Origin of the sequence: Flavobacterium sp. GSA192 (genome assembly GCF_006386525.1) — a bacterium.
Taxonomy (GTDB): domain Bacteria; phylum Bacteroidota; class Bacteroidia; order Flavobacteriales; family Flavobacteriaceae; genus Flavobacterium; species Flavobacterium commune.
On record NZ_VAHC01000001.1, the window covers coordinates 583654 to 599083 of the forward strand.

15 protein-coding genes are annotated in these 15430 nt (G+C 34.5%); 3 read left to right on the forward strand and 12 right to left on the reverse strand.

What is annotated here, in order from left to right; translation table 11 throughout:
• From FDM27_RS02475 to FDM27_RS02495, 5 genes are all read right to left on the reverse strand, one after another.
• Nucleotides 1-1368: a methylmalonyl-CoA mutase subunit beta gene (locus tag FDM27_RS02475; protein ID WP_140485043.1), complete on the reverse strand. Its 1368-nt coding sequence runs from the start codon at nt 1366-1368 to the stop codon at nt 1-3.
• Between the two features lie 125 nt (nt 1369-1493).
• A complete protein-coding gene (locus FDM27_RS02480; RefSeq protein ID WP_071185168.1) occupies nt 1494-1820 on the reverse strand; it encodes an FtsB family cell division protein in 327 nt (108 codons plus the stop codon).
• Between the two features lie 93 nt (nt 1821-1913).
• Nucleotides 1914-2522: a uridine kinase gene (gene udk, locus FDM27_RS02485; RefSeq protein WP_140485044.1), complete on the reverse strand. Its 609-nt coding sequence runs from the start codon at nt 2520-2522 to the stop codon at nt 1914-1916.
• Nucleotides 2523-2749: 227 nt separating this feature from the next.
• Nucleotides 2750-3337 (reverse strand): hypothetical protein, encoded by a 588-nt coding sequence (locus FDM27_RS02490; protein ID WP_140485045.1) that lies wholly within the window; start codon nt 3335-3337, stop codon nt 2750-2752.
• A gap of 524 nt (nt 3338-3861) precedes the next feature.
• Nucleotides 3862-4743 (reverse strand): SDR family oxidoreductase, encoded by an 882-nt coding sequence (locus FDM27_RS02495; protein ID WP_071185171.1) that lies wholly within the window; start codon nt 4741-4743, stop codon nt 3862-3864.
• Nucleotides 4744-5035: 292 nt separating this feature from the next.
• Between FDM27_RS02495 and FDM27_RS02500 the strand changes: the two genes are divergently transcribed.
• Complete coding sequence (locus FDM27_RS02500; protein WP_140485047.1) at nt 5036-7183, forward strand: cation:proton antiporter; 2148 nt, start codon at nt 5036-5038, stop codon at nt 7181-7183.
• Nucleotides 7184-7202: 19 nt separating this feature from the next.
• Here the strand turns inward: FDM27_RS02500 and FDM27_RS02505 are convergent, their stop codons facing one another.
• The 4 genes from FDM27_RS02505 to dnaA all read right to left on the reverse strand — a co-directional run bounded on the left by FDM27_RS02505 (nt 7203) and on the right by dnaA (nt 11222).
• Nucleotides 7203-8330 (reverse strand): methionine aminotransferase, encoded by a 1128-nt coding sequence (locus FDM27_RS02505; RefSeq protein ID WP_140485048.1) that lies wholly within the window; start codon nt 8328-8330, stop codon nt 7203-7205.
• Between the two features lie 232 nt (nt 8331-8562).
• On the reverse strand, nt 8563-9285 hold the full coding sequence (locus tag FDM27_RS02510) for an SAM-dependent methyltransferase (RefSeq protein WP_140485049.1): 723 nt from the start codon (nt 9283-9285) through the stop codon (nt 8563-8565).
• Between the two features lie 34 nt (nt 9286-9319).
• Nucleotides 9320-9787 carry a low molecular weight protein-tyrosine-phosphatase gene (locus FDM27_RS02515; RefSeq protein ID WP_140485050.1) on the reverse strand — a complete coding sequence of 156 codons (468 nt, stop codon included), beginning with the start codon at nt 9785-9787 and terminating at the stop codon, nt 9320-9322.
• A gap of 7 nt (nt 9788-9794) precedes the next feature.
• Nucleotides 9795-11222: a chromosomal replication initiator protein DnaA gene (dnaA, locus tag FDM27_RS02520; RefSeq protein ID WP_071185176.1), complete on the reverse strand. Its 1428-nt coding sequence runs from the start codon at nt 11220-11222 to the stop codon at nt 9795-9797.
• Between the two features lie 197 nt (nt 11223-11419).
• Between dnaA and FDM27_RS02525 the strand changes: the two genes are divergently transcribed.
• A complete protein-coding gene (locus FDM27_RS02525; RefSeq protein WP_140485051.1) occupies nt 11420-11821 on the forward strand; it encodes an acyl-CoA thioesterase in 402 nt (133 codons plus the stop codon).
• A gap of 118 nt (nt 11822-11939) precedes the next feature.
• On the opposite strand, the gene FDM27_RS02530 is transcribed toward FDM27_RS02525, so the two are convergent.
• The 3 genes from FDM27_RS02530 to ribD form a co-directional block, all read right to left on the reverse strand.
• Nucleotides 11940-12545 carry an IMPACT family protein gene (locus tag FDM27_RS02530; protein WP_140485052.1) on the reverse strand — a complete coding sequence of 202 codons (606 nt, stop codon included), beginning with the start codon at nt 12543-12545 and terminating at the stop codon, nt 11940-11942.
• A 109-nt stretch (nt 12546-12654) separates the two neighbouring features.
• Nucleotides 12655-13257: an HAD family hydrolase gene (locus tag FDM27_RS02535; RefSeq protein WP_140485053.1), complete on the reverse strand. Its 603-nt coding sequence runs from the start codon at nt 13255-13257 to the stop codon at nt 12655-12657.
• Entirely contained in the window at nt 13250-14239 is a 990-nt protein-coding gene (gene ribD / locus FDM27_RS02540) for a bifunctional diaminohydroxyphosphoribosylaminopyrimidine deaminase/5-amino-6-(5-phosphoribosylamino)uracil reductase RibD (RefSeq protein WP_410503834.1), read from the reverse strand. The genes FDM27_RS02535 and ribD overlap by 8 nt, the downstream gene beginning before the upstream one ends.
• Nucleotides 14240-14541: 302 nt before the next feature.
• Between ribD and prmC the strand changes: the two genes are divergently transcribed.
• Nucleotides 14542-15426 carry a peptide chain release factor N(5)-glutamine methyltransferase gene (prmC, locus tag FDM27_RS02545; RefSeq protein WP_140485055.1) on the forward strand — a complete coding sequence of 295 codons (885 nt, stop codon included), beginning with the start codon at nt 14542-14544 and terminating at the stop codon, nt 15424-15426.
• The last annotated feature ends 4 nt before the right edge of the window (nt 15427-15430 follow it).

Genomic DNA, 15430 nt, shown 5'->3' on the forward strand with positions numbered 1-15430 from the left:
TTATTTTTCTGTTTCTAGTCGTTCTTGTTCTAATTTCTCCGCCAGTCGTTTTTCGATAATTGGTGTAATCAATGTTTTTCGAGGCTTTATTTTTACAAAAGGATACAATTCGATTTGTTCTTTCATTTTGTCTTTTGGATTCAAATATTTATTGGTTCCAATAAGAATCTCTTTACCCGAATCAAAAAGTTGTTGCTCTTTATCAGCGCTTTCCTGAATTTTTCTTTTAATAATGCCGTCGTTTAATTGCTTTAAAAAGCCACCATTGGCTTCGATTTCTTTAAACAAATTCAAAGCTTTTTCGGCCAGTTGTTGTGTTAGGGTTTCGATATAATAACTTCCGTCGGCAGGATTGTTTACTTTGTCAAAATAGCTTTCGTTTTTAAGAATCAGTAATTGATTGCGGGCTATTCGGTCTCCAAATTCATTGTTTTTATGATAAATGGAATCGTAAGGCAAATTGGCAATGGCATCCGCTCCGCCTAGTATTGCCGACATACATTCGGTCGTGGTGCGCAACATATTGATATTGTAATCATACAATGTTTTGTTGCGTTTTGTAGGCGTTACCAAAATATGACAATCTTTATCGTGATAATATTCTTTTGCAATCAATTGAAATAACAAGCGTAGCGCACGCAATTTGGCGATTTCAAAAAAGTAATTGCTTCCTACGGCAACTTCAAAAACAATGGCTTGGTGAATCGTTGGAATCCGGTTCAAATATTCATTGGCGTGAGCCAGACTATAAGCAATTTGTTGAACGATGTTCGCTCCTGCATTTTGGTACAAAGCAGCGTTAATACTGATTAAAGAACTTTCTCTGGTTGTTTTAGACAATAAACGAAGCGTTTCAAAATTGTCTTTTTCTTTGGTGACAAACCAATTGCCTTCTTTGGCTAATTGTCCAATAGGATCCAGATTGTAAAATACAGTAGCTTTTTTTTGTTCTACAATGGTATTAACTTTCGAAATAAAAGCAACCGATAAAAATTTTAGGTCAAAATGAATCGCCGTGTTTTCCAGCGGAAGTTTTTCTAGTAGTTTTTGGATGTCAACAGATTCATTTTCGATTGTAAATCGTAAACTTTCGGCTCCTCTTTTTAAAGAATCCAAGGCTCTTTCTACGGATTTTTCTACATCAAAGACAAAAATGTTTTGGCAGATTTTAAATTGCGATGCTTTTGTGGCAGCCGTGGTGGTTTTACTAAAATCATCCCGATGGTAAAAGGGTTTGACTTTAATATCTTCTGGCGAATTCCAAACCAAGCTTTCGTTATAATCGGCTCCATCCAATTCAAACTGGATTTTTTGTTTCCATTGCTTTGATGAAACAGGGTCGAAATCTTCGAATAGATTAGTAGCCATTTTAATTTGATTTTTTGAAGCTTTGCTTCTGTTTTTTTACCGCAGACCTGTCTGCCGACAGGCAGGTTACACAGATTTACACAGATTTTTTTTAGTTCTGTGTAAACTTCTAGAAAGTTAATAATTTATTGTTTCTTTTCGATAGTGTCGCCTTCAAATTCAATGATGTAAATATCCTCACTGTCTTTTTTCATATAGTATTTTTCGCGGGCATATTTTTCTACCTGCTGCGGATTTTTAAGCTGCTTAATTTGGGCTTCATCCTTTATAATTTCTTCCTGATAATAGGTTTTATTGTCTTCTAATTCTTCAATTTGGTCGTTTAAAACACTGTGGTCAAAATAGGAGTAATTGTCTAAAAATAGCATCCAGGTTACAAAAAACAATAAGGACCAAATGTATTTGTTGCTTAAAAATTGAAACCAGGCTTTGTCTTTATAGGGATTCTTCATTAGTTTTTTATGTCAGGTTAAACTAAAATCAGCTTTTGATAAAAGTAAAACGGCATTAGTATTTTAGTGTGTTATTATAAAATTACAATAAAATTATAGAATTTTTTGATTTATTACTGTGCGAAGCATGTCTATGGCTACGGTGTTGTATTTGTTGTTCGGGATAATGATATCGGCAAATGCTTTTGTAGGCTCAATAAACTGTTCGTGCATGGGTTTTAGGGTTTGTTGATAACGGTTTAAAACTTCATCCATATCACGACCACGCTCGGCAATGTCTCTTTTTAGTCGGCGGATGAGTCTTTCGTCAGCATCGGCATGAACGTAGATTTTGATGTCAAACAATTCCCTTAATTCAGCATGAGCCAAAATTAAAATGCCTTCCACAATCATTACTTTTCGGGGATGTGTGCTGATGCTGTCTTCGGTTCGGTTGTGGGTCACAAAAGAATATACGGGCTGCTGAATGGTTTTGCCTTCCTTGAGTTCCTGCAAATGTGTGACTAATAAGTCAAAATCGATGGCTCTGGGATGATCAAAATTGATTAAAGCGCGTTCGTCATAACTGAGATGGCTTGTTTTTTTATAATAAGAATCCTGAGAAATAACGCCTACTTCGGCATCAGGCAATTGCTTCATGATTTGGTGCACGACCGTTGTTTTTCCACTTCCTGTTCCGCCTGCAATTCCTATAATCAGCATAAAATGGTTTGTTGTTGTTTGTAAAACAAAAATAGGAATTTAATTGGGAGGAGTTTAGGTTTTGTGTAAAAGTGTTTTGCTTTTTATTGCTCCGCAAAGTCTCCGACTTTGAGGAAGCGTTAAGCTGTCTGTGACAGCTGTAGAAATAATCATTAAAATATCGGTTGTAAACAGATAGTCACTACCGCAAAGTTGCAAACTTTGCGGAGCTGGTTAACATCCGTAATTTATTCTTTCGTAAAAGTATAATCGTTCATCTTTGGATAGTTTAATTTTTTATATACTTCTCCGAATTTTTCTTTTCCTGATTTATCATCAAAATAAGTGAGTACATTTCCTTCCATATAAGAATAATGTTTTTGATTATTTATATCTTTATATGTGGCTCCTAATTCCATACTTCCAAAAGTCCATTCCAATTCGATTTTTTCACCAGGAGGTAATGTGTAATATTGTTTCTCCACTTCCCATTCATTATTTTTAAGGTTTTTTTTAATTTTTAGGTCTATAGCTGCTCGCAAACCAATATTTTCAATTGTGTAGAATTCACTATTTTTTCGCTTGAAAAAGCTAATAATTGGTTTTATATTTTCTTGGTCTTGCAGTTTGTTATAATTGTGAATTTCGGATGTTAGCCAAATAAAGACAAATAGATTACCTAAGCTGAGAGATATATTGCAAAATGTTGAGAAGTTACTCCACTGGTCTGGATTGTTTGAGATTCCATTTGAACTAAATTTATAAATATATATAAGTAGCGGTATTAGCGTTATAAGAATTACTATTGCTATTACAGTGTATTTAGATTTTTTCATTTTGTGTTTTATTATGGCTATTAACTTTTTATACTCGTTACAAAATAGCGGTTTTAAATCCAAAATCAGGCAGATTAACGTTGTTTTATAATCTCTCAAATATATAGATAATTATTTACAAATACTGTTTTGCTAATCTTTGTGTTTCCACAGTGGTTTGAAGAGCAGTACGGAGTTTCCTCCTTCGTCGGAATGACAAACTGGGAGGTTATGGTTTGTGTAAAATCTGTGGGCTGTTTTAATTTCAATAAAACCCTATATAACGACCTTAAAAAAGTCGTTTTAGTACTTAAAAGAGTCCCTAGTGGTACTTAAAAAGGTCGTTTAGATACTAAAAAAAGCCCCTAATAGGACTTAAAAAGGTTCTTTTAGTACTTATAATAGTCTATAATGGTACTTAAAAAGGTCATTTTGGTACTAAAAATAGTCCTTTTAGGACTTAAATAGTCTGTATTGGGGACTTTTTAGTTCCCTTTTGGGCATAAAAAAGCCCCATTAGGACAATGAGGCTAGATATTGAGGTTTTATTTATTCTTCTTCGCTTTAATCATCATTTCGAGTTGGTCCCAAAGTTCTTCGGGGATGGCTTCAAGGATATTAAATTGTCCTGCGCCTTTAAGCCATTCGCCACCATCAATCACCACGACTTCGCCGTTGATGTAAGCAGAAAAATCAGAAACCAGATAAGCGGCCAGATTGGCTAATTCCTGATGGTCACCCACGCGTTTGAGCGGGACTTTTTTAGCCATATCGAATTTTTCGGCAAGATTTCCGGGGAGCAATCTGTCCCAGGCACCTTTGGTAGGGAATGGTCCCGGCGCAATGGCATTGGTACGGATGCCGTATTTAGCCCATTCCACGGCAAGACTTCGGGTCATGGCGAGAACGCCTGCCTTGGCAGTGGCGCTGGGCACCACATAGGCTGAACCCGTCCAGGCATAGGTGGTCACAATATTTAAAACGGTAGCCGAAGTTTGCTTGCTGTCAATCCAGTGTTTTCCAAAAGCCAGGGTGCAGTTTTTGGTTCCTTTTAGAACAATATCAATAATGGTATCAAAGGCATTAGCCGATAAGCGTTCGGTAGGAGAGATGAAGTTGCCCGCAGCGTTGTTGAGTAAAATATCTACTTTGTCAAAAGCCTTCAAGACTTGTTGCAACATGTTTTCGACTTCTTCATAATGACGCACATCACATTGTAGAGGCAAACAAATTCCGCCAGTTTCCGCTTCTAATTCGGCAGCCGTATTTTTCAATTTCTCTAAATCGCGGGAAGTGATGGCTACTTTAGCGCCCAGTTCCAGGAAATATTTGGTCATAGCTTTTCCCAGTCCGCTACCTCCACCGGTAACAACAATTACTTTTCCTTGGAGGGCATCGTCCCGTAACATTTTTTGGCTAAAGTTCATTTGTTTATCGTTTTATGGTAAATATACAAATTAGACTAATTTTTTCAGGAATTTAAAATTAAGATTTTTTAATTGAAAGCTCCCAATGTCACAAAATTGAAGCTATTTGAATATTAAATCTGTCTTAAATTAAATTAATCGTGCGGTGTTTTATGTATATGTTTTTATATTTGTTAAAATGACCTTGTGTTTGTTGCAGCAAAATAATTGTGTTTTTTTGTTGTTAAGTCAGTTTTTAGAACATTCGATTCTTTTAAACTAACGAATCATTTATTAAAAAATAAATCAAAATATGACCGATTTTATAAATCACCTAATACATGAATTTGAATTGCCATTAGGAAACCCCGTATTGGTTTTTTCATTGATTTTGTTCATTATATTATTGTCTCCCATTCTTTTAAAAAGGCTGAATATTCCCGGTATTATTGGTTTAATCATTTCGGGAGTTGTTATTGGACCTCATGGTTTGAATATTCTGGAAAAAAATTCAGCTATCGATTTGTTTTCGACTATCGGATTGTTGTATATCATGTTTATAGCCGGCTTAGAATTGGATATGAATGAGTTTAAGGCTAATAGAAATAAGAGTCTTCTGTTTGGTTTTTGCACCTTTATTTTTCCGTTGGCTATAGGTTTCCCAGTCTGTTTTTATTTTTTAAACTATGATTTTAATGCTAGTTTTTTAACAGCCAGTATGTTTGCAACTCATACTCTGGTGGCGTATCCTATTGTGAGTAAATTAGGAATAGTGAAAAATCAGGCGGTGGCCATAACCATTGGTGGAACCATACTTACCGATACGGCAGTATTGATTATTCTGGCGGTAATTATGGGTAATACGAATGGAAATCTTAATCAGGAGTTTTGGTTGCGATTAGGGATTTCTCTGGCAATTTTTTCGGCCATTATGTTTTTGCTTATTCCAAAAATTGCCAAATGGTTTTTTCGAAAGTTGGAAAGCGAAAAACATTCTCATTATATATTTGTTTTATCGGTAGTATTTTTTGCTGCTTTTTTAGCCGAAGTGGCCGGAGTTGAACCTATAATTGGAGCTTTTGTGGCTGGTTTGGCCTTGAATAAATTAATTCCGCATTCTTCTGCATTGATGAACAGAATTGAGTTTATTGGGAATTCTTTGTTTATACCGTTTTTCCTGATAAGTGTAGGAATGTTAGTCGATACCAGTGTTATTTTGAAAGGACCTACCGCACTTATCGTGGCGGGAACGCTTTCGGTTGTAGCTTTGTTGGGAAAATGGGTTGCAGCATTGATTACCCAGTACACGCTTAAGTATTCTAAAGTACAAAGACAGCTCATTTTTGGTTTAAGTAGTGCGCATGCTGCGGCTACTTTAGCGGTGATATTGGTAGGTTATAAAGCGAATATTCTGGATGAGAATATCTTAAATGGTACTATTATTTTGATTCTAATAACCTGTGTTATTGCTTCATTTGTTACCGAAAAAGCAGCCAAGCAAATTGTTATTGAATCTGAAAATGATAAAACTGATTTGGTAGTTGCTAATAAACTCAATGAAGAGCATATTTTACTTCCCATAGCCAGTATTAAAAAAATTGAAAAATTACTCGAATTTTCAATATTGATTAAGGATAAAAAATCACCTAATCCCGTATCGATTCTATCTGTGGTTTCTAATGATAAAGAGGCTGAATCTAACATTATTAAAACCCGAAATAAGTTAGAAGAATTTGTAAGGCAAGGCTCGGCAACCGAGACAAAAGTGAATGCAATTACAACTATAGATCATAATATTACCAGTGGAGTTGCGCGTATTTCCAGAGAAATTATGGCAAATATTATTGTTATGGGCTGGCCGGTGCGCAGTGGTGTATTGGATAAATTAATTGGCGAAAAAACTGAAAGTATTTTAGAGAATACAGATAAAACCGTTTTTATTTGCGATTTGGTTAAGCCATTGGTGCTTCATAAGCGAATTTTGGTAGTAGTACCACCGTTGGCTGAACACGAAAATGGCTTTGATTTATGGGTTGTAAAGATAGTTAAATTGGCACAGGAACTCAGTATTCCTTTGTTTTTAGAATGCAATCCGGCTACCCAAAAAGCAGTTGAAAAATTCTCAGTAGAGATGAAATTGAACATTAAAATGACAATAAATATCTTTGAGGATTGGGAAGATTTTCTGGTATTGTCGAGAAAAATAAATGAAGATGATTTGTTTGTTCTTATTTCTGCAAGAAAAGGTTCTGCTTCGTACATGAATTTACTTGAAAAATTGCCATTTAAATTAGGTAAACATTTTCCAGACAACAATAAGTTTGTGATTTATCCGCAACAATTTGATAATGCCTATACGGCTCAACGTTATGAAGATCTTTCGTCGCAACCTTTAAACATAGGTATTGAAACCATACAAAAAATTGGAAAAGATATTGGAAGTATTTTTAAAGGAAAATAAAACCGGGAATTTTTTTCTGTTAGATTTTGCAAAGTCTCCTCGCTGCTTCTTCTAAGGTAGCATTGTCTTTGGCAAAACAAAAGCGGATTAAATGTAAATCTTTGCCTTTTTCGTAGAAATTAGAAATAGGAATCGCCGCTACACCGTGTTCAATAATTAAGCGTTTGCAAAAATCTACATCATTTTCATTTGAAATGGCTTCGTAGGATACGACCTGAAAATAAGTGCCTTCGCATGGCATTAATTTGAATCGGCTCTTTGAAAGTAATTGCCTGAAATAATCCCTTTTTTGCTGATAGAAACTACCAATTTCATCGACAGAAACAATGTCTAAATAGTCACTTATGGCAGCTTGCGAAAGACTGTTTACGCTGAAAACCAAAAACTGATGCACTTTTTTGATTTCTTTCATCAAATGTTCGGGAGCAACTAAATATCCGATTTTCCAACCCGTGATATGAAAAGTCTTTCCAAAAGAGGAAGCTACTACAGCCCGATTGCGAAGTAGTTCGCGGGTGTGAATCGAAATGTGTTTTTCTTTGAAAGTAATGTATTCATAAACTTCGTCAGAAAGCAAAATGATTTTTGGGAATTTTTCGAGTAAGTTTTCTAAAGCTTCAAAATCCGTTTCAGTCAAAATTTTCCCCGTTGGATTATGCGGATTGTTGATGATAATCATTTTCGTTTTCTCAGAACAAGCTGCTTCGATGGCTTCCCAGTTTGGAGTATAATCGTCATTTAATGGAACGCGAACAGGTTTTGCATTGCACAATAAAACTGGAGCTTCGTAACAATCATAACTTGGATCTAAAATTATAACTTCATCTTCGTTTTCTACTAAAGCTTGGATTGTGGTAAAAATTCCCTGAGTCGCTCCGGTTGTTACCAGGATTTCAGTTTCGGGCAGAATATTTCTTTGGTACGAATCACTAACAAGTAATGCTATTTTTGATAACAACGGCGTATAACCTGCCATTGGAGTGTATTGATGAATGTCTTCGTTAGCCAATTTAGCAACAATTGCTGTCAGTTTATTATCCACGGGGAAGTTAGGAAAACCTTGTGATAAATTAATAGCATTGTATTCTGCAGCCATTTTTGACATGACTGTAAAAATGCTGGTGCTAATGTTGGGAAGTTTAGACATGCTTTACTTTTTTGAAAGGCTAAAAGTAAGGAATCGTACTGAGAAAATAAATTCTGGTCTATTAAACCATATAAGTCATATAAGTTTTTAATAACTTAATGAAGTTTGTAGATGAGTTTATATAAGGGAATAATATTGAAATATTTTCTTTATTTAAGCTCATGTGCGCTAAAATAATGTAAGCTCAAAAGCTTTTAAAAAAAACTTATATGACTTATATGTTTTTAAAGAACTACATTTTATGAATAATAAAAATAGTAGGACGCTTATGTAAATCGATAGCTTCTTTTTTCCAGGCCGAAATTTTCTTAGTCTTGATGTATTCGGTTGGTAAAGTAATATCAGTTGCGATACATAAATATGTTTCCGGATGTAATGTTTGGATTAAATCTTCCAGTAATTTATTATTGCGATATGGTGTTTCAATAAAAATTTGTGATTGATTTTTTTCGAAAGAGATTCTTTCTAAGTTCTTGAAACTCGCTCTTTTTTCGTCTTTTTCAATAGGCAAATAGCCGTGGAAAGTAAAACTTTGGCCATTCATTCCCGAAGCCATCATGGCTAATAAAATGGATGAAGGTCCTACTAATGGAATTACCTGAATTCCTCTGTCGTGTGCCAGTTTTACAATTACAGCTCCGGGATCGGCAACTCCGGGACAACCGGCTTCGCTCATTAAGCCTACATTTTTTCCTTCTAATAATGGTTTGATGAAATCCAGATGTTCTTTGGCTTCAGTATGTTTGTTTAATGCAAAAAGCACTAAGTCTGCTTGTTTTTTTTCGGGATGAACCGCTTTGATGGATTTTCGGGCGGTTTTTTCGTTTTCGACAATATAATAATCAATAAAATCAATAGTTCTTTTTACGGTTTGCGGTAAAACATCCATCGGGTCACATTCTCCCATTGTAGTTGGGATTAAATAGAGTTTTCCTAAAAGAGGGGTTGATTTCATTATTGTACTTTTTTAAAATAAAATTGAGAACGGATTAGTGGTGTTTTGCTATTAGTTTTGCGGCGATGATTTCGCAAGCTTCATCCAGCATTTTATATACCATTTCAAATCCATTGGCGATGCCGTAATAAGGATCTGGAACATCGACATTTTCGTCTGGATACAATTCGTTCAGAATGATTTCAACTTTTTCTTTTTGCTCATCATTTTTGGCTAAACGGATTACGTCTCTAAAGTTGGATTTGTCCATCACATAGATGTAATCAAAAGTTTCGAAATCCTCAACTTTGAATAGTCTGGCTCTTTGAGTAGAAATATCTAATTGATGTTTTTTGGCAACAGCAATAGAACGTGCGTCGGGTTGATTTCCTGAGTGCCAGGCGCCTGTACCGGCAGAATCAACAAAGAATTTGTCTTTTGGTAGTTTGGAAGCTAAAATTCCTTCGGCTAAAGGAGATCGACAAATATTGCCTAAACATACCATTAAAATCTTTACAGACATAAGGTTTTTATAGCGTTAGTTTTTTGTGGATGTCTTCGACAAATTTTTTGAATTGTTTGTCGGTTGCTACCAAATTATCTACAGTTTTACAAGCGTGTAGTACTGTTGCGTGATCACGATCACCAATTTGAGAACCAATATTTGCCAAAGACGATTTAGTGAATTTTTTAGCGAAAAACATCGCTAACTGCCTCGCTTGAACTACGTGCCTTTTCCTCGTTTTTGATTGCAAAGTCTCTACGTCCAATTGGAAATAATCGGAAACAATTTTTTGAATGTAATCTATAGAAATTTCGCGTTTTACATTCTTGACAAATTTCTCAACTACGCTCTTCGCCAGTTCGATAGTAACTTCTTTTTTGTTGAAAGAAGATTGTGCAATCAACGATATAATAGCACCTTCCAGTTCACGAACATTCGATTTAATGTTGCGGGCTACATATTCAATAATTTCGTCCGGCATTTCAACACCATCGCGGTACAAGATGTTTTTTAGAATCGAAATTCTGGTCTCGTAATCCGGTTGGTGCAATTCGGCTGATAATCCCCATTTGAAACGGGATAATAAGCGTTGCTCAATATCCTGCATGTCCACAGGTGCTTTGTCAGAAGTCAGGATAACCTGCTTTCCGTTTTGGTGCAAATAATTGAAAATATGGAAAAATACATCTTGTGTTCCTGATTTTCCTGATAGGAATTGAACATCGTCGATGATTAATACATCAATTAATTGGTAGAAATGAATAAAGTCATTTCGGTTATTTTTCTTTACAGAGTCTATATATTGTTGCGTGAAGATTTCAGCAGAAATATATAAAACTGTTTTTTCAGGATATTTGTCTTTAATTTCAACTCCAATAGCATGCGCTAAATGCGTTTTCCCTAATCCAACACCTCCAAAAATCAATAATGGATTAAATGAAGTTCCTCCAGGTTTATTGGCTACAGCCATACCTGCCGAACGAGCCAGACGGTTAGAATCTCCTTCAAGGAAATTGTCAAAACTATAATTAGCGTTTAGTTGTGATTCGATTTTTAAATTTCTGATCCCTGGAATTACAAAAGGATTTTTTAATTCAGGATCCAGATTTTTTAAAGGAGCATCAACATTTTGCGGTTTTACAGGAGAACGGTTGGCACTTGGCAATTGTTCCGTAAACGGCTGTTTGTTGCCATAAGTGTTCTCCATTTTAATTTTATAAAGTAACTTTGCGTTTTTACCAAGTTCTTTAGTAAGGGCAACTTTTAATAGTTTAACATAGTGTTCTTCTAACCATTCGTAGAAAAATTTACTAGGAACCTGAATGTATAATGCGTTATCGGTAAGTTCAACTGACTTGATTGGCTCAAACCAAGTTTTATAGGCTTGGTCTTGAATATTGTCTTTTATAAAAGACAAACAGTTATCCCATACTGATTGAGCAGTTTTGTTCATAAATTCTGTTAAATTATTATATTTTTTATTCTGTTTTTTGAAGTAAATAATATCGTTAAAGATGTTATTTCTCGGGGTAACAAATATGTGAACAATTTTCGTTAAAAAAAAATAAATAGGGGTTGATTTTGAAGAAATATTATTGTAAGTAAGAAGAAAAATATTCCAAATTAAGATAAAAAATAATACAGTTTAAAATGAAAATATACGAATTTAATGTGCGTGTAAGATATTCAGAAACCGATCAAATGGGAGTGGTTTATCACGGGAATTATGCACAGTATTTTGAGATGGGTCGTGTGGAATGGCTTAGAAACATTGGGATTTCATACAAATGGATGGAAGAAAACGGGGTGATGCTTCCTGTGGTTTCTTTGAATATTAATTATAAAAAACCAGCCCGATATGACGATTTGTTGAGGGTAAAAACAATTTTTAAAAGTCAGACTTCAGTGAAGATTGAATTTGATTATGAGATATACAATGAACAAAATGAGTTATTAACAATTGGGAACTCAATTTTGGTGTTTGTGAACATGAAAACGGGTCGTCCGATGGCTGCTCCGGAATATGTCAAAACGCAGCTTTTACGAATATAAAAATCTAAGGATTTTATATTTGATTTTCTTTAAAATTGAGAAGGAATTTGAATATTAAATTTAATAATCTCTGAATTTTTTAGGAGTATTTTTTAAGGGATTTATTTTGGCTTGAAAATTATTCCTTTGCTTTTATCTCAATTTCGAATAAAGAATTAAAAATGTCGAATATTTGTTCGGCATTTTTTTTTCGGGTTTTGATCTCAATTTCGCAGCTCATTTCCATTTTTTGATTCACTATGTCTAAATTTTTTTCTTTGATGATGCGCATGACCTTATTCATGTTTTTGTAATCAAAAGAAATTAAATAATGGATGTCGATTGTTTTTTCTACAATGGGGCAATTTTCTAGTGTGAGTTGTGCGGCTGTTTTATAAGCAGTAATTAATCCGCCAACGCCTAATTTAGTTCCGCCAAAGATGCGAACAATAACAACGAGAGTGTTGGTTACTGAAAAAGACTGGATTTGTCCGTAAATAGGCGTTCCTGCACTATTGCTGGGTTCTCCATCATCATTGGCTCTGTAGCTGATTTTTTCACTGCCTATCTGGTAAGCATAACAATAATGGCAAGCGGTGGGATGCTTTTTTCTTAAAACCTCAATTATAGGTTTGACTTCCTCTTCAGACTTTATTGGGAAAGCATAACCAAAGAATTTACTTCCTTTTTCTTTAAAAAGAATTTCTTCGGATGGAAATGCAATGGTATTGTAGGTGTCTTTCATTATTCAATAGTAATATCAAAAATCAAAATTCAATAACAATTTCAATATGAAAATTCAATGTCAAAATATAATTTTGTTATTGAATTTTCATATTGAAATTGCTATTGATTTAAAGAATGTCTTTGTTGAATAAATCGACTACGTCTTCTTTGTCAACCTGAAGATTCCAAACGTGAATTCCTAAAGCCTGAGCGGCATCGGTGTTTTCTTTTTTGTCGTCAACAAATAAGGTGCGTTTGGCTTGCAGTTCGTGTTTGTTTAAAACCGAAAGGTAAATTTCGACATCGGGTTTGCGCATTCCCATTTCGAATGAAAAATAGACTTTTTCAAAGCATTGGTAAAAATCGCTGTAGAAAGAAGTTCCTACTCTTTGCTCGAATGTTTCAATGTGAATCGAGTCGGTGTTGCTCAATAAAAACAAACGGTATTTTTTAGAAAGCATTTGTAAAAATTCCAATCGATACAAAGGAAAGTCGGCTAAAATAGCATTCCAAGCCTCCAGAATTTCTTCGATGCTGGCATTAGGCATGTGTTTTTGAAATCCGGCTAAGAATTCCTCTCTTTTAATGTTTCCTTTTTCAAATTGAATATTCAAACGATCTAAATCTTCATTCCATTCTTTTAAACCTAGATTTTTAAAGCCATCCATAGTGGCTTTTTTGTCTAAATTGATGAAGATATCTCCAAAATCAAAAATAATAGTATTAATCATGGTTGGTAGAAATTATTAGTTCATCTTCTAAAATGAACTGTTTTTGGTTTGTTTTTGGTTGTATAGTTGGTGCTTTTGTTCCGTTCTTAAAGATAGTTTTTCCTTTAAAAATACGTGCTTCGTCCCAAAGGTTATCGTCAATAAAAGTTTGTAAGGTTTGACGACCACCTTCAATTATTACCGATTGAATTTGATGTTCAAATAATTTTGTTAAGATTTGGGGAGCTATATTTTGTTCAAAATCAATTCTTTCAAAGATAAGGTTTTCTTGGTTTGCATCAATATTTGTTTGGCAAAAAACAATCGTTTTGATTTGATTGTTTAATAGAAAACTTTCTTTTGGAATCCGATTATTTTTGTCTAAAACCACTCTTACAGGATTGTTACCATTCCAGTCCCTTACATCCAGTTTAGGATTATCGTCTATGGCTGTTTGTGTGCCTACAAGAATAGCCTGTTCTTCGCTTCGCCATTTATGGACTAATTGTCTCGAATATTGATTGGTGATCCAAACAGGTTTTTGTTCGTTTCTTTCTATTGGAGCAATAAATCCGTCCTGACTTTCGGCCCATTTCAAGATAACATAAGGTCGTCTTTGTTGGTGAAAAGTAAAAAAACGTTTATTGAGTGCGTTGCATTCGTCTTCCAGAACGCCTACAGTAACGTTAATTCCTGCTTCGATTAGTTTTTTGATGCCTTTACCGGCTACTTTCTTGTTAGGATCTACCGTTCCAATGACTACATTTGGGATTTTATTTCGAATGATTAAATCGCAACAAGGTGGTGTTTTTCCAAAATGGCTGCAAGGCTCCAGACTCACATAAATAGTCGCTTTTTCTAGTAAAGACTTGTCTTTAACCAAATTTACGGCATTTACTTCGGCATGAGGTTCTCCTGCTTTTTTGTGCCAGCCTTCGCCAATAATTTGGTTATTATAAACAATAACGCTGCCTACCATCGGGTTAGGATAGGTCGTTCCCATGCCATTTTTGGCTAGTTCAATGCAGCGCGCCAGGTATTTTTCATGTATCTTCTTCACGGCGCAAAAGTAGTTATTTTTGAGTTTATGATTTAGTTTTGAAACGGCTAAAAATAACAATAAACTATTGCTATTTTTGCTTTTTTGAAGTTTAATAGTAAAAAATAATATAACCATTAAGAGATTAAGGGAATTGAGACTTAATGTTTCTTAATATCTGAATGGTGAAAGGAAAGATTTTAATTTTTTAATCTGATAAAGGTTGGAAAAAAGTTTTTTCTTGTTTCATCAAGAAATTTAAAAATATGCAGATCAAACAATACAGAACTCAATTTATTCAAGCACTTTCGACTATTTTCGACAAAGGCGAAGCCGAAAGTTTTTTTTATTTGATATTAGAAGATAAAAAGCAATTGAAACGAATTGATTTGGCTTTACAGCCTGATTTGGTTTTTTCTGAAGAAGAAATTAGGATTTGGAATGCCATTTTGGAACAACTAAAATTAGAAATCCCTGTTCAGTACCTACTTGGGAAAACCCATTTTTACGGATTAGAATTTGAAGTTAATGAAAACGTTTTGATTCCCAGACCAGAAACCGAAGAACTTGTAGAGTGGATTATTGAAACGCAGAACTCAGAAGTTAGAACTGAGAAGTTAAGGATTTTGGATATTGGTACAGGAAGTGGCTGTATTGCAATTTCTTTAGCAAAAAATCTTCCCGATGCACAGGTTTTTGCTATTGATGTTTCCGGAAAAGCTTTGGCTACAGCCCAAAAAAATGCTGAAATGAATCAAACTGAAGTACATTTTGTAAAAACTGACATTTTAAAAATTAATGATTTACAAGAACTTCCAGCTTCTAACTTCCAGCTTCCTACTCATTTTGACATCATTGTATCAAATCCGCCTTATGTTCGAAATCTGGAAAAACAGGAAATCAAGAAAAATGTTTTGGACAACGAACCGCATTTGGCTCTTTTTGTAGAAGATGATAATGCCTTAATTTTTTACCGAAAAATAGCCGAATTAGCTCAAAAAAACCTAACTCAAAACGGACAATTATTCTTCGAAATCAATCAATATCTAGGAGAGGAAATGATAGTCTTACTCGATAAAATGAATTTCAAGAATGTTGAGTTGAGAAAAGATATTTACGGGAATGATCGAATGATTTTTGGGAGAATTTAGATTT

Excerpts from the sequence above, each read along its gene's own strand:
- FDM27_RS02475 (WP_140485043.1), bottom strand. The coding sequence starts at position 1,368 with ATGGCTACTAATCTATTCGAAGATTTCGACCCTGTTTCATCAAAGCAA.
- FDM27_RS02480 (WP_071185168.1), bottom strand. The coding sequence starts at position 1,820 with ATGAAGAATCCCTATAAAGACAAAGCCTGGTTTCAATTTTTAAGCAAC.
- udk (WP_140485044.1), bottom strand. The coding sequence starts at position 2,522 with ATGCTGATTATAGGAATTGCAGGCGGAACAGGAAGTGGAAAAACAACG.
- FDM27_RS02490 (WP_140485045.1), bottom strand. The coding sequence starts at position 3,337 with ATGAAAAAATCTAAATACACTGTAATAGCAATAGTAATTCTTATAACG.
- FDM27_RS02495 (WP_071185171.1), bottom strand. The coding sequence starts at position 4,743 with ATGAACTTTAGCCAAAAAATGTTACGGGACGATGCCCTCCAAGGAAAA.
- FDM27_RS02500 (WP_140485047.1), top strand. The coding sequence starts at position 5,036 with ATGACCGATTTTATAAATCACCTAATACATGAATTTGAATTGCCATTA.
- FDM27_RS02505 (WP_140485048.1), bottom strand. The coding sequence starts at position 8,330 with ATGTCTAAACTTCCCAACATTAGCACCAGCATTTTTACAGTCATGTCA.
- FDM27_RS02510 (WP_140485049.1), bottom strand. The coding sequence starts at position 9,285 with ATGAAATCAACCCCTCTTTTAGGAAAACTCTATTTAATCCCAACTACA.
- FDM27_RS02515 (WP_140485050.1), bottom strand. The coding sequence starts at position 9,787 with ATGTCTGTAAAGATTTTAATGGTATGTTTAGGCAATATTTGTCGATCT.
- dnaA (WP_071185176.1), bottom strand. The coding sequence starts at position 11,222 with ATGAACAAAACTGCTCAATCAGTATGGGATAACTGTTTGTCTTTTATA.
- FDM27_RS02525 (WP_140485051.1), top strand. The coding sequence starts at position 11,420 with ATGAAAATATACGAATTTAATGTGCGTGTAAGATATTCAGAAACCGAT.
- FDM27_RS02530 (WP_140485052.1), bottom strand. The coding sequence starts at position 12,545 with ATGAAAGACACCTACAATACCATTGCATTTCCATCCGAAGAAATTCTT.
- FDM27_RS02535 (WP_140485053.1), bottom strand. The coding sequence starts at position 13,257 with ATGATTAATACTATTATTTTTGATTTTGGAGATATCTTCATCAATTTA.
- ribD (WP_410503834.1), bottom strand. The coding sequence starts at position 14,239 with ATGGGAACGACCTATCCTAACCCGATGGTAGGCAGCGTTATTGTTTAT.
- prmC (WP_140485055.1), top strand. The coding sequence starts at position 14,542 with ATGCAGATCAAACAATACAGAACTCAATTTATTCAAGCACTTTCGACT.